The 22,266-nt window shown below is 42.9% G+C and carries 15 protein-coding genes and 2 pseudogenes; 6 read left to right on the forward strand and 11 right to left on the reverse strand.

The features are described 5' to 3' along the window. Nucleotides 1–48 precede the first annotated feature (48 nt). Genes EXN75_RS08700 through EXN75_RS08710 form a run of 3 tightly spaced genes read right to left on the reverse strand, consistent with a single transcriptional unit; the run spans nt 49 to nt 5,461 of the window. Nucleotides 49–951 (reverse strand): DUF4984 domain-containing protein, encoded by a 903-nt coding sequence (locus EXN75_RS08700; RefSeq protein ID WP_134843496.1) that lies wholly within the window; start codon nt 949–951, stop codon nt 49–51. A 24-nt stretch (nt 952–975) separates the two neighbouring features. Beyond that, the gene (locus EXN75_RS08705; RefSeq protein WP_134843497.1) at nt 976–2,502 is read right to left on the reverse strand and encodes a RagB/SusD family nutrient uptake outer membrane protein; all 1,527 of its coding nucleotides are present in this window, start codon (nt 2,500–2,502) and stop codon (nt 976–978) included. A gap of 22 nt (nt 2,503–2,524) precedes the next feature. After that, nucleotides 2,525–5,461 carry a SusC/RagA family TonB-linked outer membrane protein gene (locus tag EXN75_RS08710; RefSeq protein WP_134843498.1) on the reverse strand — a complete coding sequence of 979 codons (2,937 nt, stop codon included), beginning with the start codon at nt 5,459–5,461 and terminating at the stop codon, nt 2,525–2,527. A gap of 453 nt (nt 5,462–5,914) precedes the next feature. Between EXN75_RS08710 and EXN75_RS08715 the strand changes: the two genes are divergently transcribed. Next, complete coding sequence (locus EXN75_RS08715) at nt 5,915–6,520, forward strand: DUF4294 domain-containing protein (protein ID WP_408005943.1); 606 nt, start codon at nt 5,915–5,917, stop codon at nt 6,518–6,520. Between the two features lie 179 nt (nt 6,521–6,699). Here EXN75_RS08715 and EXN75_RS08720 read toward each other — a convergent pair whose 3' ends face one another. From EXN75_RS08720 to EXN75_RS08750, 7 genes are all read right to left on the reverse strand, one after another. Beyond that, nucleotides 6,700–7,731, reverse strand: coding sequence for a M28 family peptidase (locus EXN75_RS08720; RefSeq protein WP_118116035.1), 1,032 nt, complete (start codon nt 7,729–7,731; stop codon nt 6,700–6,702). Between the two features lie 94 nt (nt 7,732–7,825). Beyond that, the gene (locus tag EXN75_RS08725; protein WP_134843500.1) at nt 7,826–9,571 is read right to left on the reverse strand and encodes a membrane dipeptidase; all 1,746 of its coding nucleotides are present in this window, start codon (nt 9,569–9,571) and stop codon (nt 7,826–7,828) included. 139 nt (nt 9,572–9,710) lie between these two features. Beyond that, nucleotides 9,711–10,178, reverse strand: a complete 468-nt coding sequence (locus tag EXN75_RS08730; RefSeq protein WP_022111472.1) for an Lrp/AsnC family transcriptional regulator — start codon at nt 10,176–10,178, stop codon at nt 9,711–9,713. A 172-nt stretch (nt 10,179–10,350) separates the two neighbouring features. Continuing rightward, a complete protein-coding gene (locus EXN75_RS08735) occupies nt 10,351–11,106 on the reverse strand; it encodes a LytR/AlgR family response regulator transcription factor (RefSeq protein ID WP_134843501.1) in 756 nt (251 codons plus the stop codon). Between the two features lie 15 nt (nt 11,107–11,121). Then, nucleotides 11,122–13,113 (reverse strand): histidine kinase, encoded by a 1,992-nt coding sequence (locus EXN75_RS08740; RefSeq protein WP_134843502.1) that lies wholly within the window; start codon nt 13,111–13,113, stop codon nt 11,122–11,124. Nucleotides 13,114–13,311: 198 nt separating this feature from the next. Continuing rightward, nucleotides 13,312–13,977 (reverse strand): porin family protein, encoded by a 666-nt coding sequence (locus EXN75_RS08745; protein ID WP_134843503.1) that lies wholly within the window; start codon nt 13,975–13,977, stop codon nt 13,312–13,314. Between the two features lie 62 nt (nt 13,978–14,039). Beyond that, nucleotides 14,040–15,068, reverse strand: coding sequence for a PD40 domain-containing protein (locus EXN75_RS08750; RefSeq protein WP_134843504.1), 1,029 nt, complete (start codon nt 15,066–15,068; stop codon nt 14,040–14,042). Nucleotides 15,069–15,416: 348 nt separating this feature from the next. Between EXN75_RS08750 and EXN75_RS08755 the strand changes: the two genes are divergently transcribed. The 5 genes and pseudogenes from EXN75_RS08755 to EXN75_RS08775 form a co-directional block, all read left to right on the forward strand. Next, nucleotides 15,417–15,614, forward strand: a complete 198-nt coding sequence (locus EXN75_RS08755) for a helix-turn-helix transcriptional regulator (RefSeq protein WP_134843505.1) — start codon at nt 15,417–15,419, stop codon at nt 15,612–15,614. Nucleotides 15,615–15,627: 13 nt separating this feature from the next. Further along, nucleotides 15,628–18,798: a type I restriction endonuclease subunit R gene (locus tag EXN75_RS08760; protein WP_134843506.1), complete on the forward strand. Its 3,171-nt coding sequence runs from the start codon at nt 15,628–15,630 to the stop codon at nt 18,796–18,798. Nucleotides 18,799–18,805: 7 nt separating this feature from the next. Continuing rightward, complete coding sequence (locus EXN75_RS08765) at nt 18,806–20,470, forward strand: HsdM family class I SAM-dependent methyltransferase (protein WP_134843507.1); 1,665 nt, start codon at nt 18,806–18,808, stop codon at nt 20,468–20,470. 4 nt (nt 20,471–20,474) lie between these two features. Then, nucleotides 20,475–21,578, forward strand: a complete 1,104-nt coding sequence (locus tag EXN75_RS08770; protein WP_134843508.1) for a PDDEXK nuclease domain-containing protein — start codon at nt 20,475–20,477, stop codon at nt 21,576–21,578. A 10-nt stretch (nt 21,579–21,588) separates the two neighbouring features. After that, nucleotides 21,589–22,095, forward strand: a pseudogene (locus tag EXN75_RS08775) (restriction endonuclease subunit S); the annotation flags it as partial. Nucleotides 22,096–22,129: 34 nt separating this feature from the next. On the opposite strand, the pseudogene EXN75_RS18645 reads toward EXN75_RS08775, so the two are convergent. After that, nucleotides 22,130–22,266 (reverse strand): annotated as a pseudogene (locus tag EXN75_RS18645) (restriction endonuclease subunit S); the annotation flags it as partial.

The following is a 22,266-nucleotide window of genomic DNA, read 5'->3' on the forward strand; positions in this document are numbered from 1 at the left end:
GTTATTATTTTCTTGAATATATCTGCGTTATATAAGCACCCGAAAGGCTTAATAACCTTGTTCTTTGAGTTTCTCTGCCTCAGCATCGCTTACCCACTCAAACATGGTGATGAAAGTACCGACATTACCATATAATGATCCGTCCTTCTTGTTGACACTCATGTTGACATACTGCAATACATAGTTCTGGCAGGTATTATAATAAGAGGTATAGAGAGAAGGCTGGCTGATGCGCAACTTGCCATCTCCATAGATAGTTCCGAACGCCTCACCGGTCTCACCGGCTATCTGGTCGTCCATCTCTACCTTTGGTTCCAGAAGGTTGCCAGTCTTAAACTTCAACTTCAGATCATATCCCTTATAATATACATCCTTCAGGAGTACCGTATTTTCCTCACCTTCTACCACCTCAGTCTTGATCAGACGGTTGGTTACGTTGTTCAGATACTGGCTATAGAAAGTAGAAGTAACCATACACCAACCAGAGAAATTGTGGATATCGAAAGGACAAGCCTTCTGCATCACCACGTGAGTATAGTCCTTGTAGAGTTCAGTCCAGTTGTACTTCTCAGGAATCACCAGTTTCAGCGTGAAACCTAAGGAGTCCGTCTTTCCGATATTATCATAGATACCCTGAACCTGCACATTTCCTACCATCTCGCCTGCCTTGATAGTGACAGTATTGTTGAGCACACGATAATGCTTACCCTCGATGGCATTGCTCTCTTTGTCAACAACTTCCACACCGAAGGTGCGGTCGTAATCCACTTTTTCTGTAGCCGATACAGGAACATTGAAGATTTCATTGTTTTCCTGTACAGGATACTGATAAAGCGTATCAGAGAACATGATATGACTCGGACCAGAATAGGTAGTAAAATCCTGCGAACAGCTCGCAAGAGCGATGAGTACAGCTACTGCTGCCAAACATCTCATCATTATTTTCTTCATGATCGTCTCTTTATTAATAATCCGTTATTTATTACTTTCATTAGGCTCTATCTCTGAACCTGGTGCTTCCAGCTCATGCTGTGGAATTGGCCAGACAAAGAGTGGATCATCCTTCTCTACCTTCAAGCTGCTCTGTACGAAGTTGGCAGCAGGCTGATCAGAAGCCTTACGCTCGAATCCCTTGTGCCAGCGCTTGAGGTCGTTCAGACGGAAACCTTCCATATAGAGTTCCTTCACACGCTCTGCCTCGATAATCTTCATGGCATTGCTCTCGCTCAAGGATGTGTTACCACCATATGATGAGTAACGGGCTGTACGCAAGGTAGAGATATCCCTACCTGCCTTGCCATATTCACCCTTCATGGCATAAGCCTCTGCACGGATCAGATACTGCTCTGAGAGACGGAACACCATTGGCTGGTGAACATGCAGAATGTTACTGTTCAGGAATTCTGCATCACCAAAATACTTGCTCAGCAAAGGCCACTGCAAGCCGTGCTCATAACCTGTGACACGGGTAGTGAAGATGGCTGCAGGACGAAGATCATTGGCATCATATGAATTGATAACCCAAGTCTCTGGCACATAGTCTGGACGATAAGTTACATAGTTGTAGTTATCAAAGATAGTACCCAAGGCACCACCATAACTGTTTACAGTAAAACCAACCTTCCAGATAGCCTCACGGGAATCACCATAAGTCCAGATGTACTTATAGTCGTTCACCTGACTGGAATAGGTTTTAGAAGACGCCTTCTCCAATGTATAATATTTGCTGCCGATAACCTTAGAAGCATACTTGATGGCATCATCCCAGCGATGCATATATAAGGATACGCGCGCACGCAAAGCATGACAAGTATATTCATTGAAGTAAATCTCGTTGTAGAGACTTCCAGTAAAGTCATCTTCCAACTTCAGATACTCTGTAGCCTTATCAAGGTCTCTCAATACGAACTCGTATGAAGCCTTCAGGCTGGCACGTTTCTGTGGCTCATTGCCGTAATAATGCTCTGTGAGTACCACACCCAGGTCTTTCTCTGCCTGCTCATCATTATCATAAGCCTTGCAGAACATCTTGATCAACTCAGAATAAGCCAAGGCACGAGCGAAGTAAGCCTCACCCTGATACTGCTCCAACTTGTCCAGTTCTGTATCACTGGTGGTATTGAGCTTTACTTTCTCTACATTGTCAAGCAGGAAATTGGCACTATTGATAACACCATAAAGGGCACCATATACAGACTCGATGTCGGTATTGGTAGGCTTGATATCCTTCCAGCGATAGATATCGCCATAGGTATTGGAGTAGCCCTTCACACAATACACGAAGTCTGTCTGCAAGTCTGGCAAGAGTGTCAACTTGCCCGAGTACAATGCGCTGCTCTTAAAACTGTCATAGATTCCATAGACCAGCTTATCTACATCATCCACTGTATTGATAGCCTCATCCATGCGGATAGAATCCTCAGGATACTTGTCAAGACAGGAAGAAAAAGACAAGGTCAGGACAGCTGACAGTATATATGTCTTAATATGTTTAATCTTCATTATTATTATCTCCTTTCTTTGTTTAGAATGACAGTTCTACACCAAGCGTAAACTGGCGTGATGCTGGATACTGTGCCTGATAAACATTGGATGAAACCTCTGGGTCAAGACCATTGAAGCCTGTGATGGTGAAGAGGTTCTGTGCCTGAGCATAGACTCTTACCAAAGAGAAGAACTTGGTCTTGCTCAACAGACTCTGTGGCAAAGAGTATGACAAACTGAGGTTCTTCATACGCAAGAAAGAAGCGTTCTCTAAGTAACGGTCATCCAACTGGTTAACCTCACCCCAGCGAGGGATATCGGTAATATCACCTGGATTCTTCCAGCGGTCATACAACAAGCGGTTAGACTGGTTGTAAGCTGTACCGAAGGTTACACCACTCTCCTCGAAGAAACGGTCGTTATTGATAACATAACGTGTACCGATCCAGCTGAACTGAGCAGACAACTGCAAGCCCTTCCAGCGCAAGCTGGTACCGAAACCGCCCATCCAAGGTACATCGTAGGTCTTGCCCATCATCACCTTGTCGCTCTCACGGAACTCGTTGGTCACGTTACCATCCTTGTCATACCAGAGCTGTTCACCATTCGCTGGGTTCACACCTGCATAACGGTTCAGGAAGAACTCGCTTACTGAGTGACCTACTACATATTTCAAACCAGTAGTTGAGTTCACATACTCAGTCACACCATTATAGAGTTCCTTCAATCGGTTCTGATTGTAAGATACGTTGGCACTTACATTCCAGGTAAAGTCCTTGGTGCGGATTACATCGCCGTCAGCACTCAACTCAATACCCTTATTAGCCATCACACCCACGTTCTTCCAGCGATAGCCCTCACCAGTTACGGTGTAAGACTCTGGCACACGCATCAGCATGTTGGAAGTGCGCTTGTAATAAGCCTCAAAACTGAAGTTAATACGGTCGAAGAAACCAAGACGCAAAGCAAAGTTGCTTGCCCAAGTGGACTCCCAACCCAATTCCTCATTACCACTCTGTGAAGGATAGAGACCAGCTGTATCGTCATAGTTGGCGTCACCGCTCACCAATGCGAGGTGATAATAATTAGGAATCTCTGAGTTACCGGAAGTACCTGTGCTGACAGCCAACTGTGCGTTGCTCAGCCAGTTATACTTCTTGAGCCATTCAGTCTGCTTCACATTCCACATGAAACCTACAGACCAGAAAGTACCCCAGCGATGATCCTTACCAAATCGGGAAGAAGCATCGGTACGGAGAGAGAAGTCTGCATAATAAAGTTCCTTATAGTTGTACTCGCCACGCATGAAGAATGACAAGTAAGAATAATCAGAAGAAGAGTCAGACCAGCGGCTGGCACGTGTACCAGACGAAATATTGGTCAGCAAGTCATTGTTCTGACCTCTGGAATAAACATTGAATCCCTCTGAATGATAATCGACAGCCTCCTGACCCAGCATCACGTTGAAAGAATGGATATCCTTCAAGGTGAAACGATAGTTGGCTGTTGTAGTCTCAGTCAAATTGAGCATATCGCTGCTCTGGCGAGCCGCAAGACCCTGTCCGTTGTTAGAAGAGAGACTTGGGAAAGACTGCATGAATGCGGTAGAGTGAGAGAAATCTGCACCAAACTGCGTGCGGATAGTCAGATTCTCAATAGGATAAATCTCTGCATACATAGTAGAGAGAATCTTATACTTCTTGTTCTTGATAGGATTCTTTGCCATATATACGATAGGGTTCTCGCTCGTACCTGCCCAGTTGCCTGCTGCAAGAGAAGCTAAGCTGCCATCCTTTGCATATGGATTCCAATATGGAAGCATGAAACGGCAAGCTGAAATTGGGGTAACGGTGGTATAAGAACCATCATCTGCCTGCTGGGCTTCCTCGTAAGCTGCCATCGTGTTGGTACCGATCTTCAACCAGTTGCTCGCCTTCACATCTGCATTGGTACGGATGTTGTAACGGCGGAAGGTAGAATTCTGCGCAATACCGTCCTGATCATAAAAACCACCAGAAACATAGTAGTTCAAACGGTCAGTAGCACGATTCACGGAAAGTTCATAGCTCTGCAAAGGAGCCGCATCATTGAACACCTCATCAAGCCAGTTGACATTTACCTTAGAGAGGAGATTGTAATCCTTACCAGCATCCAGTCCTACTTCTTTCTCAAACTGGATACGCTCATCAGTATTCATCATAGACCAGTTGGTCTGCGCCAACTGTGAGAAACCATACTGAGCACGGAGGGTAACCTTTGCCTTATCCATAGAAAGACCACGCTTAGATGTGATTACAACCACACCATTAGCAGCACGGGCACCATAGATAGAAGTAGAAGACGCATCTTTCAATACAGAAATACTTTCGATGTCGTTAGGACTCAAGGTATTGAAATCAGAACTGGAGATTGGCACACCATCCAGGATAAAAAGTGGTGACTTACCTGAATTGATGGAGTTAGTACCACGGATTTGGAAAGTAGCAGCCTTGCTTGGTTCACCAGAAGAGCTGATAACCTGCAAACCAGTACTCTGTCCTTGCAAAGCCTGGTCGAAGCTTGCCGCAGGGACATTTTCAATTTTTTCAGCTTTCACAGCAGACACGGAACCCGCAATGGTTCCTTTCTTACGAACACCATACGCCACAACCACGACTTCATCCATCACTTTGGAATCAGAAGTAAGCGTAATGTTCAGCGTTTTCGTCTGTGCATTGACAGGATGTTTCTGAGTCACCATACCGATGTATGAAATCACCAGCGTAGCCTTAGAAGCATCCTTCACCTCGATGGTATAGTTACCGTCCACATCGGTCACGACACCATTCGTTGTACCCTCTTGAAGGATGGTTGCACCAATCAGCGGTTCATTGTCATCACCAGACATAACCGTTCCCTTGACGCTAAAGGTTTGCGCCAAGGCTGTTTGGACAGTCAACACAATCAGAGAGACAAGCAATAGGGAAATTCTTCTCATTCTTGTTTGTTTCAATTGTTGTTTATAAATTATTAATAATTATTTTTTTCTCGTTGGAATAAACGGTTGCATATATTAAATATGTTGCACGCCAGACAAACCCACCGTTCTCTCACTCGGTACAATTTTTCACAAATAACAAACGTAAGTATAGCTATTTGATTAAAAGCGGTGCAAAATTACTAATAAATTCTCACTTATTACAAGTTATTGCTTTAAAATTTATTATTTTAACAATAAAAGGGTAACATTATCCGTATTTAAGGGTATCTGAGCCGTATTTTGAAGTATTTCAATCCACTTTTTCATAAAAAAGACGAAAAAAATATCTGCATACAAATTATTTGTGTAATTTTGCCATCTGATTGATTTAGAGACTAAAATGAGAAAAAATTTAGAGACTAAAATGAGGACAGAAAGATGAAATACAAAATACTTTTTTTAATATGCCTGATGTTAGGTACGACTCTGAGAATGGCTGCACAGAATGATGAGACCCATCCGGAAAACAGGGATGTGGATATGGACAGCCCTACCTTCGAGCCGATGGTGAAAGTCGGCAAGGTATTGCAGGGAAAGGACAGCATACAATATGTGGAGGTCAACAATGTCTATGTATATCCAGAACCTGTATTCAAGGATGCTAAGCAGCGCATGGCTTACAACCGACTGGTATATAATGTAAAGAAGGTGCTGCCTATTGCAAAAGAGGTAAGAAAAATCATCATCGAAACCGGTGAATATCTGGAAACTCTGCCTAATAAGAGAGCAAAGGATGCACACATGAAACTGGTAGAGAAAGGTATCAAGGAGGAATACACGCCAAGAATGAAAAAACTGACATACGCACAGGGTAAACTCTGCATCAAGTTAGTTTACCGCGAATGCAATTCTTCCTCTTACCAACTGATACAGGCTTTCCTGGGTCCAGTGAGAGCTGGCTTCTATCAGGCCTTCGCTTGGGCTTTCGGTGCGAGCCTTACCAAGAAGTATGATCCGAACGGAGTAGATAGATTAACAGAGAGAGTGGTAAGACAAGTTGAGTCTGGGCAGATATAATTTCCGTTCAAAGACGTTGAACCGCGGTTCAAAGACGTTGAATGTCGGTTCAAAGACGTCGAACGGACATTCAACGACTATGAACGGAGATTTCAACAGGGCTAAAAAAGAAGTGTTCCCAAAGAAAGCAACAACTTTCCTTAGGAACACTTCCTTTTATACCCAAATGCGGTGTCTATCTATTCCTCTGTATAAAGCACCTGAATCATCGTCTGACCCACAGCCTTCAGAACATTTTTATCCAAATGAGCCATATCATCACTTACCGTATGCCAGGTAGGCCCAAAACTGCTCTGCTGGCAGTCAGGATAATAGGCTATTACATCAATCGTAGGAATCTTCGCCTTTTCATTTACCGGGATATGATCATCTGTTATCATACCGCCATCACTCTTAGGGAAGAAACTGCCATAACCAGCCTGACGGGCTGCTGCCCAAACCTTCTTGACAATGGCAGAAGCATACTGCATAGACATTCCCTCACGATAGAACTTGGCACCCTGTCCACCTACCATGTCGAGAAGGATTCCATAACGAGGGGAATAACCGTCTGGCTTATTCTCACTCCAATACTGAGCGCCCAAAGCCCAGGTATCTCCACTATCCTGAACATCAGCCCATTGAGGAGTTCCCCAATCCTCTGTATCGAAACATACAAAATCTACTCCGATAGCAGGATTCAACTTTTTGTCAGCCTGCAACTGGCGGGCGATTTCCAGCATGACTGCCACACCACTTGCACCATCATTGGCTGCCATCACAGGCTTGCGCCAGTTGGTACTGTCGGGATCATTATCTGCCCAAGGACGACTGTCCCAATGGGCACAGAGCAGGATACGGGTGGTAGCCTTCGGATTATAATGAGCGATGATATTGGTATTCTTCAATATCGTGCCATCATATCCCTTAAGGTCTGCTTTCTGCTCCTCTACCTCACATCCGAACTGCTTGAACTTCCTTACAATCCATTCGCCACACAGATCGTGCGCCTCGCTATTCATCGTGCGAGGACCGAAGTCGCATTGAGCCTGACAATAAGCAAAGGCTGAATCCGCATTGAAAGCTGGACCTACTGGATTCAGTTTCTCTGCTTCTTCCACTTCCTGTGCCTCAGGCGAACTTGTGCCATGAGTAGATTTGTAAGTATATGCACCTGCCACAATAGCCGCAGCAGCCACAACACCCAATATGATTTTCATTTTCTTCGTCATCTTGTTTATTTTGAACTTTCAGATTTGAACTTTATGATTATCTTTTCTCTATAGAAATACCTTTCAACTCACCGGTAATATTTGAATTCTTCACTTACCTAACAGCCTGTACCTGCGCCATTACTCTGAGCCAGTTGCCACCCCATATCTTGGCGATATCCTGTTCGCTATACCTGCGACGGAGCAACTGGATGGTAAAGTTGATGAGTTCAGAAGAGTCGGCTAATCCGCAGATTCCACCATCACCATCAAAATCAGTACCAAGACCCACATGATCGATACCCATGATGTCGATAGCATGTTCCAGATGGGCAATAGCATCCATGATGTCAGCCTCACCCTCTTTGCGAAGGAAACCATGATAAAGTGTGGTATGGGCTACACCTCCTCTGGCAGCAAGCGCACGCATCTGGTCATCGGTCAGATTGCGAGGCACATCACAGAGCGCCTTACTGCTACTATGACTGCAGACGATAGGCATCTTGCTGATTTCCAAAGCATCATAGAAGCTCTTCTCGCCAGCATGACTCAAATCTACCATGATGCCCAGGCGGTTCATCTCCTGGATGACCTTCTCGCCAAAACTGCTCACACCATTGTGAGTATTGCAGCCACGGGCACTATCGCAAATATCATTATCCCCATTATGGCAGAGCGTAATATAGACGATGCCACGCTGGGCAAAATGCTTCACGTTGGCAAGGTCGTGTCCAAGCGCCAGTCCGTTCTCTATACCGAGCATGATACTCTTTCTTCCCTTCCGCTTGTCGCTATAGAGGTCGGCAGGCGTACGGGCGATACTCAGGTAATTGCTGTTCTTGCTCACAATAGCCTCTATCTTGTCAAAGATCAAGTCGGCATACTGGGTAGGACCTGCCACATCAAAATCTACCTTGCTGCTGAAGGTCTCACCCAACTTAGGCTGCGGCAGGTAAGCCACCATCGTCGTTGCATCCTGATGACCGTCGGTCATTTTATGCAAATCTACCAGAATACGGGAGTCGCGATGGTCGAAACAGATACCCTGCGGGAAGAACATCGGCGTATCGCAATGTGTATCAAGAATAAGGATGCGCTGATGCAACTGCTTTGCCTGATAAAACTCGGCAGCCTGAGCAGTAAGCCATTGGAAAATCTTCAGTCCGTCTTTCTCCAACCATTCCGGATGCCATTGCACACCGAGGATAGACTTGTACTCGCTACTTTCCACAGCCTCTATGATGCCATCAGTAGATTTGGCGATGCAGCGCAGTTTATTTCCCGGCACACTCACAGCCTGATGATGGAAGGAGTTGACAAAAATCTTCTCACTATTATATATATTAAATAAGGTGGAATCCTTCACTATCTGCACACTATGGGTAGGTTCCTCACGCTCTGCATCCTGCGAATGCTTCACTCCCTGTCTGATGTCCTGCTCCACCTTTCCCCCCAAAGCTATAGCCAAAGTCTGAATGCCACGACAGATACCCAACATCGGAATCTGTCGATTATAAGCCAGGCGAACCAGGAGGAACTCAGCAAGATCACGCTCCCGATTGATATGATGGAGCTTAGGAGAAGGCTCCTCACCCATCCAGAGAGGGTTGTGGTCGCCGCCACCAGTAAGAATCAATCCGTCCAGATGCTGGAGCGTATTGACGATAACATCTGTATCGGCAACAGGAGGAATGATAACAGGAGTACCGCCCGCAGCTATCACTTGTTTATAATATCGGTCACGAAGCGTAGCATCTATGCCCTCGTAGTTGGCAGTAATACCAATTACCGGCTGATGAGGAGCCTCGGGAAAAACAGAATATACACCTTGCAAGTGTGAATCCAAATCAAATGTTTCCATCTGCTTATTTACATAAAAAAAGGATGTTTCACAAAGGAACCACTCACGACCGACTTAAGTCTTAACCTATGCCTCTCCCCGGTCATAAGTTGCAACACCCATGTGAAACAACCTTACCATTCATATTTACGTTGAATACTTATTCTTCTTCCAAAATAACAGGAATTTCTCGCTTGATACTCTGCTCAAGAGAAATCAGGGTCTCCGTAGAAACCACACCTGGAATAGCCTGCAACTTATTGTTGAGCAAATCCATCAGCTGCTCATTGTCGCGCGCATAAAGTTTAAGAAGCATGGTGTAAGAACCAGTAGTAAAGTGGCACTCCACGATTTCCGGTATATTCTGAAGGCGTTCTACCACCTTCTTATACATATTACCACGTTCCAGATTCAGACCCACGTATGTACAGGTAGAATATCCCAAACTCTTAGGGTTTACGTCGAATCCACTACCCGTGATAAATCCTGCTTCCATCAAATGCTGCACACGCTGGTGGATAGCTGCACGGGATACGCCACACTCTGCCGCAACATCCTTGAAAGGAATGCGGGCATTCTTAGACAAGATACCCAATATCTTTCTGTCAAGATTGTCTATTTTCTCCATTTCTGTTGTTTTATGTTATTGTATCTTTGATGGTATCATCTTATACCAGATAGCAAAATTAGGAAAAACTATTGATATAAACAACAAAAAGCACGATTATTTTGCAATTTTCGTGCTTTTTGATAGTATTTATACGGATTTTAACAGAAAAATCGCTTTTATGGCATAGAAATTATAGACAATAAAAGCGTTCCACCAGTTTTTTACGATACAGGCGTCCCACTTTGACATAGCTTATGCCATCAAACGGCGGATAGAAGTGGCAAACATTATCGATCACCTCTATCAGATAATTCATATTGATAATAAATTTCTGGTTTACTTGCATAAATTGCTTGTCCACTCCCAACAGGTCATTACTCTTGATGGTCCGCTTCAGGCGAACAGGCGCCTTGCTACCAGCCACCACAGCCTCCCAACAACGCACTTCATGATTATACTGGAAGAGAACGATGTCACGCTTGTCCACCAGTTTGAAGTCTATAGTATTTGTATAGAGGAGAAACTTACCATTGTCCGACACTATTTCTTCCTGATCCCGTCCATCTGATTGCAGGGTTGGCAAAAGGGGCTGTTCGGTTAGTCGCTGCATGATGATGTCCAATTCCTTGTCATCGATAGGTTTCAATAGCACGTCAAAGGCTTTCTTCCTGAAAGCTGGCAACACAAACTCATCGTAAGCAGTATACATCACTACTCTACTGCGACCATAAGTAAAAGAATCGACTCGTTCCAGGAAATCTATTCCCGAAATGTCTGGCAACTGCACGTCGAGAAAGAGCAAGTCTGGTTGAAACTCACTCACGCTCGCCAGCCCATCTAATCCAGAGTGCTCTATGGCGACCACTTCTATCTCAGGGTATCTGCCCAACTTTTCTTTCAGATTTTCGGCAGCCTGCTTATTGTCATCTATAATGATTGTCTTCATCTTGCGGTTCTTCTGTCAAATAAAAAGTTTGATATTATCAGGAATAACTATCGTAGCAACGCATCCTACGTTTTTTCCGCACTTTTGCTCATTACTGAGCGAGAAAGTCATTTTGCTTTTGTTTCGCTCGTTGACGATGGCTATGGTTTGGGTGACAACACTCAGTCCTGTACGCTTCTTTCCTACGCTACGGATATCAAATCCAGGACCATTGTCCTTGACCTTGATGCTGGTTGCTTTTTCTTTCTTGTCTATCTCGATGTGAATAGACTTATGACCATCCCATCCCTTCAGCCCATGCACGAAGGCATTCTCCACAAGTATCTGAACAAACATGGAAGGAATGCGCACCCTATCGGCATCCACCGCTTTGGCCTGGTCGATGCGGAACTCGAAGTCATCGCCCACCATTTGTTTCTCCACATGGACGTACCGCTCCACAAAATCCAACTCTTCTCGTAACGTCACATCCAGGCGGCACGACAAGTCAAGGTTCGCCCTTATCAATTTTGTCAAGTCGAGCAATTCATTGGCATCCTGCTCATTCGACTTCAAGATTTTACCATTGAGGACGTTAAATACAAAGTGTGGGGAGATGCGGTTGCGCACACTTGCTAACCTCAGTTGCATGATGCGCATCTTATCTTGTGCATATTGCTTGCGAGAGCGCATGAAAAGAAGTGCAAACATCAGAATGATGACCACGACCAGCAACACAGCGGCCACCGTGATGGTGTTGGCACTTTGGACAACTGCATTTTTATGCTCCATTTCCAGTCTATGGTGTAAACGAATGGTATCTTGCGCAAAACGGTTCATGATTTCAGAGGCACGCATATTAAGTCGGTTATGTGCCAGAGAATCATCCATTTGTGCATCCGACCTAAGATTTTCATACGCTCCCCGATAGTCGCCTATTGACTCATAATACTTGCGAAGATAACGATTGCGAATTTGGCGAAGATTGAACTCCATATTGTCCAGTTTCTTCTCATGTTGCAATATATCTTTTACCTTTGCCATGTTTCCTCGTTTCACAGCTTGTCCGATACGGATGGAGTTGACATAGTAAATCGCCACATCGTTGCCATTCTTGGCAAACCATGGCTCTATCTCTTCGAGGCATTTTTCCGACCTAACTACATCGCCCAGATTGAGATACACATCTGCGAGGTTGAGCTTGCAGAGATACATGTCGAAGGTTTCCGTTTTATGGTGCTTTTCCAGAAAAGCCTTCAAGGTTAAAAACTTCTGGAGGGAAGCTTTGTAGTCCCTGGTATAATAATAGTAATTGCCATAATTATTTAGATAATAAGCCTGCATGCTCACCGACATCAGAGAGAAATACTTCTCTGTTTGTTGATAATATTTCAACGAAGTATCGAAATCGTTGAGTTGCAGATAAATGGTGGCAAGTCCTAGGTAGAGAGTAATGTTTTCCTGGGATGGCAACTTGAGCGAGTCAACAAGGAACAGGGCACGTCGATACCATGCCGCCGCCTCCGGCAACTGACTCTTGAAGATGTAAGCATCACCAAGATTGGCACAAACTTTAGGCAACTGATCTTTAGCATCGCTGTTGGCCAACAAGACGGTGGCCTCTTTGTAGAGCCTTATAACCTCATCGGGGTTCTGACGGAAATTATGCAGACCCACCGCTTTTAGATTATAGGCGAAAGCCAGAAGTGAATTGCGACGTGGCGACGCAGGTTGCCTATTGGCAAAAGCGATGGTATTGGCCACAATAGGAACAGAAGAATCGGGAGTGGTAGAAAGCTCATATACTTTTGCCTTTCTGATGTAATATTCGTAATAAGCCAGACTGTCTTGAGCCGATTTCATGCCTTTCTCTATCATGTGAAAGGCATGGGGCGATAAGGCCTCCACCGAATCATCGATGCAGGATAAGGCTTTTAGTTCCTCTTCCGTTTTTTGGGTGTTCGACGGACGCTGACAAGCTACTATCAATCCAACTAACAGACAAAACAAAATCAAGTTCTTCTTCATATTTCACTATAGCTAATACTCACAACTGCAAAAATAAGCATTTTGCCACAAATATGCAATTTTCCCTTGCCAAAAAAACAACTTACCAACAAAAAAGTGCATCTTTTGGTATAGATTTACATTCTACCACGAAGAAAGGCACAACGACTCTTTGTCAATTGTGCCTCCTTGCAATTTAAATAGTATTTAAAAACTTTATTAGAAATTATAACCTACACTAATCATCAAGTTTCTGTTCTTCAACTTACCATCGCCAGAATTCTTGGCAATATTAGAGAAACCAAACTCATAAGCAGCACCAATGTAATAGTGCTTAGCAACTGTCAAACCTGCACCAATCTGAAGACCACAATCGAAACGTTTCCAATCTGCACCTTTATCGCCGAAGCAATCCCACTTGTCCTCGTCGCCATCCTCTGTTTCCTTAATCTTACCACCTACACCATAAGCGAAGTAAGGACCAACATTGAACTGCAACTGTGCTGCATCGCCGAAGTTGTATCGATAAGAAGCCAATACAGGAATTTCCAAGTACATTGGATTTGCTGTCAACTCATAGTCTCCCTCTTTCTCCTTGTAACCCTTGTTCTGGAGATAAAGACCAGTCTGAACATAGAGACTCTGCATCAAAGGAATATCAGCAATAACGCCTACATGCCAATTAGCTCTATTGTCTGTAGAAACGGTTACATTGTCCTCTTTATAGTCCATACCTGCAACGTTAAGACCGGCACGGATACCAAACTGAACGCCGCTCTCAGCCTTCTCTGTAGAGAAGAAAGAAGAAGATGAGCTACTTGCACGCTGTGCTGAAGTTGTAAGAGCGCAAAATGCGCAAACTGCTGCAATAATGATTTTTCTCATAATTTTAAAAGTTTAAATAATTAATACTCCTAACATCCAAATACATAGACTATAGAGGCGGATTACATATTGAAATCCATGCGCCATACATTATAGTTCTTTTCTACCGAGCCGCGCTGAGAAAGGAAGAAAATACTTTTTCCGTCTGGGGACCATACTGGCGACAAGTCGTTACCAGGATGGTAAGTAAGCTGAGTAAGCTGGGTACCATCGGTGCGAACCACGAAGATGTCCGTATTGTCAATTTTTTCCTTTTCCGACTTACTAGAACCTGTTACCAACAACCATTTGCCATCAGGAGATAACTGAGGTGTACTAAAACTCTTGCCAGGCTGGGAAAGAATAACTTCCTCTACACCCGTCTTGAAGTTTACACGCCATATTTCACTTTCCTTGTTCGTTGTGAAACGAGCACAATAGATAGCATCATAATTATTAGGGATAAGACAAGCCGTCATTCCTCTACTATAGTTGGAGAAAAGGTTTGTCTTGCGATCATAGCTCCAGAGACTATAGGAAGCATAGCCCTCGCCACGATGAAAATAGATAGTGTTGCCATCGGTGCTGATAACACCTCCAAAGTCATTGTCTGTTCCATTGGAAATCTGACGCACTACAGTACCTTGATTGGCATCTACCAAATACACGCCATGATGATTGCCTCTCACCTCGGTAAAGCACAGAGTCTTGCCATCAGGACTCCATGAGAAACCCTCAACATTTGTACGGAACGTGCGCTGTACGCTTGCGCCGCCCTTGGCAGCATTCTTGATCATGATGTTGGTTGTTCCATTCTTCTCATTGATGTAACCTATACGTTTTCCATCAGGCGACACACCTATCTGAGGTATTACCCACCAATCAATAGTACTGCTCTTGCGTGAGCCAAAGACACCAGATGTCTTACCCACAATGTTGCCTCTATAATCTGCTACACAATCAGCATCATCTGTAATCTTTTCGAACTTCACACCACCCTCCTCAGGCACGAACACGAGGGAATAATCAAATTTTACCTTTGCATCAGCACCTACCGACAATAAGAGCAATGATGCTAAAAGCCAAGAACTTTTCTTCTTCAGCAACTTCATATTCGATAATTTTAACTTATTATATTAAATTTTTCTGTTTGCAAAGATAAACAAAACATTTCGTTTTCACAAACGGCTAAAACAACATCTGTGCTCATTTGTCGATGGAGCACACTTAACCTGCTAAATTTAATGCTTATTCGATAAAAAATAAAAAAAACAGAGAATTCAACAATTGGACTCTCTGACCTTTTCATGTAATATACAATTATATATTTTGCATTTTTTATATTTCCCTTTCAATCATCACAAGTTCTTTTTGTTATATCTTGTTAAAGATTACGCCATAGGTACATAGTTATAAAAATAAATCACTAAATTTGTATCAAAAGCAATAAATTGAACGTTATGGAAGATTTAAACCAGCTAAAACTGGTCTTAGTCAAAAAGAAAAAGACCAATAAATGGCTTGCAGAACAGTTGGGAGTAAACCAAGCAACTGTTTCTAAATGGTGTACCAACACCACACAGCCAGATTTAATGACTTTGAAAAAGATTTCAGAGTTGTTAGATGTCAATGTAAGTGAAATTATCAACTTCGATTAAACAGCAATACAATATGGGCAATTCTAATTTTAACGAAAATACGAGAGTGCAAGTTCCAGCTGCACTTCATTTATGCAAGTTGGGATATACCTACCTTGACAATATTTGCGCATATGATACAAAAACTAATATCTTGATAAACGTTTTTCTGAATGCAATTAAACGCCTCAATCCAACAATGTCAAGTCAGGACGTATCCTTGCTGTTTTCAAAAATTATCAACATTGCTGACAACGATGACTTAGGGCGTGAATTTTACCAATTGTTATCTGCAACCAGTGGAGTCAAGCTCATAGACTTTGACAACCCAGACAATAATGATTGGCATGTTACTACAGAATTTACTTGTGAGAATGAGGATACTGATGACAACTTTCGCCCAGACATCACCTGTTTTGTCAATGGTCTCCCTCTTGCATTCATCGAAGTCAAAAAGCCCAACAACCATGAAGGAATCTTGGCAGAAAGAGAGCGCATCAACAAGAGAATGAGCAAGAGATGCTTCCGCCGTTTCTTCAATGTCACCCAACTGATGATTTTCTCCAACAACCAAGAGTATGACAGCGAAAACCGTGTCCCAATCCAGGGAGCATTCTATTGTTGTACGGCTAAGGAGAAAGCATTCTTCAATGTATTTCGGGAAGAATACAAAAACTTCGTCGCAAATTATCCATACATGGAAATTAGCAATGAAACCGAATATACCGTATTGAAACATCGAAATTGCGTGGTCATTAAGAATCTAAAGGAATATCAGACCAACAAGGCTGTCAATACTCCAACAAACCGTATCATCACTTCCATGTTGAGCAAGGAGCGTTTTCTCTTCTTGCTTCGCTATGGTTATGCCTATGTAGAACGCAAGATTGAACTTGAAGACGGCACGCAAGGGACGGAACTACAGAAGCACATCATGCGCTATCAACAGATGTTTGCCTCTTATGCCATTCGACATACCTTGGATAAAGGAGTGAAAAGTGGTATCATTTGGCATACCCAAGGAAGTGGAAAGACAGCTTTGGCATATTATAGCGTTAAGAGTCTAACGGATTATTTCGCCAAAAAGAATGTTGTGGCTAAATTCTACTTTATCGTTGACCGTATTGATTTGATGGAACAAGCCACCGATGAGTTTGCTGCACGTGGGTTAATCGTACGTAATGCCAAGAGCCGAACGGAATTAATGAATGACATTTCAAGCAGAGCCATCACTCACAACAATGAGGGCAAACTTGAAATTGTGGTTGTCAACATCCAAAAGTTCAAGGAAGACAAAGCCAAGGTTAAGGTTGACGATAGTTATAGCACTCAACTACAGCGCATATTCTTCATCGACGAGGCGCATCGTGGTTATAACCCACAAGGAAGTTTCTTGGCAAACCTTTTGGAAGCAGATACGAATGCTGTTAAAATAGCCTTGACAGGAACACCGCTTTTAAAAGAAGAACGAGAATCTTGGAGAGTGTTTGGTGACTATATCCATACCTATTATTATGACAAATCCATTGCTGACGGATATACCTGCAAGTTGATGCGTGAGCCTGTTGAGACTATTTACAAGGAGAAGATAGAAAATATTCTCGAACAATTGGCTGGCGATGTTGAAGTCAAAAAGAGCGACATCGACCGCAACAAGATAATAGAACACGATAGCTATCTCAATGCTCTACTGGACTACATCATATCCGACTTCCGACAATTTCGTAGAGAACAAAATGACTATACGGTTGGCGGCATGATTGTCTGCAAGACTAATCCACAGGCAAGGGAGCTATATCGTTTATGGCAAGAACGCTTCGGACATGCACAAAAATTCAGCGAACAGAATGAGGCTGAGATTGCAATAGCAGCAGAGCCGATGCTCTTCCATAAGGACTACAAGCCATTGACCGCATCGCTTATCTTGCATGACGAGGGTGACAAAATGGAACGCAAGGAATATATCGAAGGTTTTAAGAAACTACAAGAAGTTGACATTCTTATCGTCAACAAGATGCTTCTTACTGGATTTGATGCTCCAAGATTAAAGAAGCTCTATCTAGGACGCTCCCTTGACGGACATGACTTGTTGCAAGCCCTTACTCGTGTCAATCGTCCTTATCGTGATTTCAAGTATGGATATGTGGTTGACTTTGTAAACATCAAGGAAAACTTTGACGCAACCAACGACCGCTATCTACGAGAGTTGAACCGTACGACTGAAGATGCAGGCAATCCTCATGCAATCAATCTTGCCAACGACATTCTTGTAAGCAAAGAAGAGGTTGATGCTAAGATACAGCAAGTAAAGGGTGTGCTCTTCAACTTCACCACAGATAATCTGGAGGAGTTCAGAAAAGAGATAGATGAAATTGATAACAAGGATAGCCTTTATGAACTTCGCAACACTTTAACCGAGGCAAAAGCCATCATCAACCAAGTACGTTCTTTTGGTGATGAAGAGACTAAACACAAGTTAGCTTCTTTGCCACTGGGGTCTATCCCTACTCTCATTACAGAGGTCAGTCATCGTATCGAGCGCATCAATCTCCTTGAAAACACGGAGCATAAAGCAGATGTATCTGGTATTATCAATGTGGCATTGTCTGAATTGGAATTTGAGTTCAAGAAAGGACTGTCTGAGGAATTACGCATCATCGTTAACGATATCAAGGAACGTTGTGAACGGGTACAAGCTGAATTTGAGGCAAACTTCGATACCAAGGAAGAGAAGTATGTGCTTCTTGCTGATGAGTTCCGTGAGTACTTCCGCAAGAAAGGCTTTGTGCCACAAAGCACAGAAGAAGCCAAGGCAAGCATTCTGTACATGGATGATGTGATGAAGAAAATCAGGGAAATCAATCGTCGCAACAATATGTTGAAGCGCAAATACAAAGGTGACGAACGATTTGTACGCATTCACAAGCGTATCGAAGAACAGAACCAACATCGTGAGCGACCTATCATCTCCAAACAGGAATATGAGATTGCAGAGAACTTGGCAAAGATGAAAGAGGGCATCGATCAAATGATATTCCTTGACATCAATATCCTCGACAATGAGCCAGCCTTTCAACAAGATGTATTGGCTATTATCGGAAAGGAACTGCTCGACATGAATATCCGGGCAGACATCAAGGATCGCAAATATATCAACAACCTCATCACCACAGAATATTTACAACAACATAATTACACATATTAATTAGAAAATGAGCAACATCAATATATCTGAGGCAACCATCGCCCTCATCGACTCTTTGAAAGGAACAACTGGAGCATTTGGACTTGCAGGTACAGGAAGCGAATACAAGATTGTGACTGAAATGTTCCTTTACAAATTCTTCAATGATAAGTTTGGTTATGAAGCCAAGCGAGACAAAATGTATGGAGAACGCCTTTCTAAGGCAGAGAAATGGGATGCTGAGTATGACACCTTTACAGAGGATGAGGTAGAAGATTTGTTCAGCTACCTACCAGCTTCTGTACCAAGACTAAAGCCGGAACATACGCTCTCGCATCTTTACAACTCATCGACAAAGGGTGATTTCTCAACCTTGCTTGATGCCACATTGGTAGATATAGCCACGCTCAACTCACAGACATTTTCTGTAACCACATCAGGTAAAAGCAAAGTGAACATATTCTTCCCTTTGACAACCTATGTTACAGATACCCAAAAACGTGATGAGTTTGCCAAGTCTTTAATGCGCAATGTCGCATCCTTCAATTTTGAGGATGTTTTCACTGAGAAATATGATTTCTTCTCACGTATTTTCGAACATTTGCTCAAAGGATTCAACAATGCTGGTGGTGGCAAGTATGCAGAATACTATACCCCTCGTGCTATCGCCCAAGTGATGGCACGACTATTGGTTGGGGACAATTCCAATCTCAGAGGTATTACTTGCTACGACCCATCTGCAGGAACTGGAACTTTATTGATGGCTCTTGCTCATCAAATAGGCGAAGCCCGTTGTACAATCTTCTCACAGGATATTTCTGAAAAATCCTCAGAGATGCTTCGTCTGAATCTGATTCTCAACAATTTTGCTGCATCATTGCCAAATGTAGTGCAAGGCAACACTTTAACAGAGCCTTCCCACAAGGAGAGTAACGGAGTGTTGCGTAAGTTTGATTTCATCGTCAGCAATCCTCCTTTCAAACTCGATTTCCCAGAGTATCGTGATACTTTGGCTTCTGATACTATCCGTTTTTGGGCAGGTGTGCCAAATGCTGTAAAAAAAGTTGACCCGATGAAACCAAAGATGGCTATCTATACTTGTTTCATCCAGCATGTTCTCAATTCTTTGAAACCTTCAGGCAAAGCTGCTATCGTCATACCTACAGGCTTTATCACTGCCAAGAGTGGTGTGGAAAAGCGAATCTTGCAACGCATTGTTGATGAGAAATGGGTTTATGGAGTTGTGTCTATGCCAAGCAATGTGTTTGCAACAACAGGAACCAATGTTTCCGTCATCTTCTTCGACAAGTCGGCACAAGCAGATAAAGTCATTTTGATTGATGCCAGCAAACTTGGAGAAGAATACAAGGAGGGTAACAACCTGAAACGCCGCTTGCGTGATTTTGAGATTGACAAGATTGTCAACACTTTCCAAAACAAAGAAGCGGTGGATGACTTCTCTGTAGCTGTAACCTATACCGAAATCAAGGAGAAAGGCTATAGTCTATCCGCAGGTCAATACTTTGACATCAAGATTGACTATGTAGATATAACCGAAGAGGAGTTTAACAAACGAATACAAGGCTATAAAACGGCACTTGCACAACAATTCGCAGAGAGCCATCGTTTAGAAGATGAGATTATGAAGCAACTCGGAAGCCTCAGTTTTAACCGCAATGTGGGAAAGGAATAAAAATATGAATAAGCCGATAAGTATATTAGATAAAGATTACTTGCAGTGGGTCAAAGAACTCTGCATGCGTTATCGCCAGAGCCAGATCAAGGCTGCGGTGAAGGTCAATACGGAGATGCTCAAATTCTATTGGAGTTTGGGACGAGACATCGTTGAACTACAGATAGAACAAAAATGGGGAGAGAAAGTTATAAGCCGTCTTGTCCAAGACCTACATGATGCATTACCAAATGTTTCAGGACTAACAAAGCGCAATATATATTATTGCAAACAATTTTATGCACTTTATGCCCCAGCAATCAAAATGTTGCCCCAAACTGAGGCAACAAATGAAGCTGAAACATTGCCCCAAGTTGGGGCAATGTTTCAGTCAGATATTTACTGTGTGCCATGGGGACATCATAAAGTCCTAATAGACAAATGTTTTGGTTATCCAGAAAAAGCAATATTCTATATTCATGAAGTTGTTGCAAATGGTTGGAGTCGTTCAATGTTGCTTAATTTTATCAGCACAGATTTATATGAGCGACAGGGCAAAGCCTTGAATAATTTCAAGAGCACATTGCCAGCTATAGACAGTGATTTAGCAAAGGAGTTAACCAAAGATCCATACAACTTTGCTTTTACAGGCATTACCAAACCATATAATGAGCGTATTCTCAAAGATGCGTTACTGAACAATATCACCAAGTTCCTTACAGAGCTGGGTACAGGTTTTGCATACGTAGGCAAGGAATACCGCTTGCAGATAGGAGAAAAAGAGAACTTTATCGACTTGCTCTTCTACAATTTAAACTTGTCATGCTATTTAGTTCTGGAAGTCAAAATCGGCTCCTTCACTTTTGCAGATGTCGGGCAACTTGGCGGCTACGTAGTAGCTTGTAACCATCTTCTTCGCAAAGAGGGGCGAGACAATCCGACAATAGGCATACTTATCTGCAAGGAAAAAGACCGCATCCAAGCCCAATATGCCTTGGAATCAAGTAGCCAGCCAATAGCAATCTCAGAATATGACTTGGAGAAATTCTATCCTGAGAAATTGGAAGGTACGATGCCAACTATAGAGGACTGGGAAGCCAAATTGGGTGGAAGTATTGAACATGAGTAAAATTGATTTTATGAAACTAAAGAAATATAAAAGAAAAAGGATTATCCCTGTAGGATGGAAAGAAGTAAAACTTGGAGATATTTTTCGCACATCTTCAGGGGCTACACCACTATCTACAAAAAGAAGTTTTTATGATGGTGGCACTATTCCTTGGATAAATAGTGGAGAATTAGCTTCACCATACATTTATAAAGCATCAAATTACATATCGCAAAAAGGCTTTGAAAATTCAAGTACTGAAATATATCCTAAAGATACAGTTCTTGTTGCTATGTATGGCGCAACGGCAGGAAAAGCTTCATTACTAAAAATGGAAGCTTGTACGAACCAAGCTATATGTGCAATACTCCCCAACAAGGACTATTGCCCTGAATTTATCAAGTACAATTTAGACACATTGTATGACCATTTGGTTGGTCTAAGCTCAGGTTCTGCGAGAGACAACCTTTCTCAAGCTGGTTTGAAAGAGCTGAAACTAACATTGCCTTCAACAAAGAAAGAACAAGAAAACCTGGTTTCTATTCTTTCCTTGTTGGATCGCAAGATAGAACTTAATCAGCAGATAAATGATAATTTACCGACGCTTGACCATTCATCAAGAGGGGGAGAAGTTCGTCTCGCTGCTTAGTAAGGGCTTCGATTTCTTTTTGTCGCAAAAGTTGTTCGTCAAACATTGGTTTTGTTGCAT

The organism is Segatella hominis, assembly GCF_004535825.1.
In the GTDB taxonomy this organism is placed as follows: domain Bacteria; phylum Bacteroidota; class Bacteroidia; order Bacteroidales; family Bacteroidaceae; genus Prevotella; species Prevotella hominis.

What these genes read in the sequence shown, in the direction of transcription:
- EXN75_RS08700 (WP_134843496.1), bottom strand. Translation starts at nt 951, where the DNA reads ATGAAGAAAATAATGATGAGATGTTTGGCAGCAGTAGCTGTACTCATC.
- EXN75_RS08705 (WP_134843497.1), bottom strand. Translation starts at nt 2,502, where the DNA reads ATGAAGATTAAACATATTAAGACATATATACTGTCAGCTGTCCTGACC.
- EXN75_RS08710 (WP_134843498.1), bottom strand. Translation starts at nt 5,461, where the DNA reads ATGAGAAGAATTTCCCTATTGCTTGTCTCTCTGATTGTGTTGACTGTC.
- EXN75_RS08715 (WP_408005943.1), top strand. Translation starts at nt 5,915, where the DNA reads ATGTTAGGTACGACTCTGAGAATGGCTGCACAGAATGATGAGACCCAT.
- EXN75_RS08720 (WP_118116035.1), bottom strand. Translation starts at nt 7,731, where the DNA reads ATGACGAAGAAAATGAAAATCATATTGGGTGTTGTGGCTGCTGCGGCT.
- EXN75_RS08725 (WP_134843500.1), bottom strand. Translation starts at nt 9,571, where the DNA reads ATGGAAACATTTGATTTGGATTCACACTTGCAAGGTGTATATTCTGTT.
- EXN75_RS08730 (WP_022111472.1), bottom strand. Translation starts at nt 10,178, where the DNA reads ATGGAGAAAATAGACAATCTTGACAGAAAGATATTGGGTATCTTGTCT.
- EXN75_RS08735 (WP_134843501.1), bottom strand. Translation starts at nt 11,106, where the DNA reads ATGAAGACAATCATTATAGATGACAATAAGCAGGCTGCCGAAAATCTG.
- EXN75_RS08740 (WP_134843502.1), bottom strand. Translation starts at nt 13,113, where the DNA reads ATGAAGAAGAACTTGATTTTGTTTTGTCTGTTAGTTGGATTGATAGTA.
- EXN75_RS08745 (WP_134843503.1), bottom strand. Translation starts at nt 13,977, where the DNA reads ATGAGAAAAATCATTATTGCAGCAGTTTGCGCATTTTGCGCTCTTACA.
- EXN75_RS08750 (WP_134843504.1), bottom strand. Translation starts at nt 15,068, where the DNA reads ATGAAGTTGCTGAAGAAGAAAAGTTCTTGGCTTTTAGCATCATTGCTC.
- EXN75_RS08755 (WP_134843505.1), top strand. Translation starts at nt 15,417, where the DNA reads ATGGAAGATTTAAACCAGCTAAAACTGGTCTTAGTCAAAAAGAAAAAG.
- EXN75_RS08760 (WP_134843506.1), top strand. Translation starts at nt 15,628, where the DNA reads ATGGGCAATTCTAATTTTAACGAAAATACGAGAGTGCAAGTTCCAGCT.
- EXN75_RS08765 (WP_134843507.1), top strand. Translation starts at nt 18,806, where the DNA reads ATGAGCAACATCAATATATCTGAGGCAACCATCGCCCTCATCGACTCT.
- EXN75_RS08770 (WP_134843508.1), top strand. Translation starts at nt 20,475, where the DNA reads ATGAATAAGCCGATAAGTATATTAGATAAAGATTACTTGCAGTGGGTC.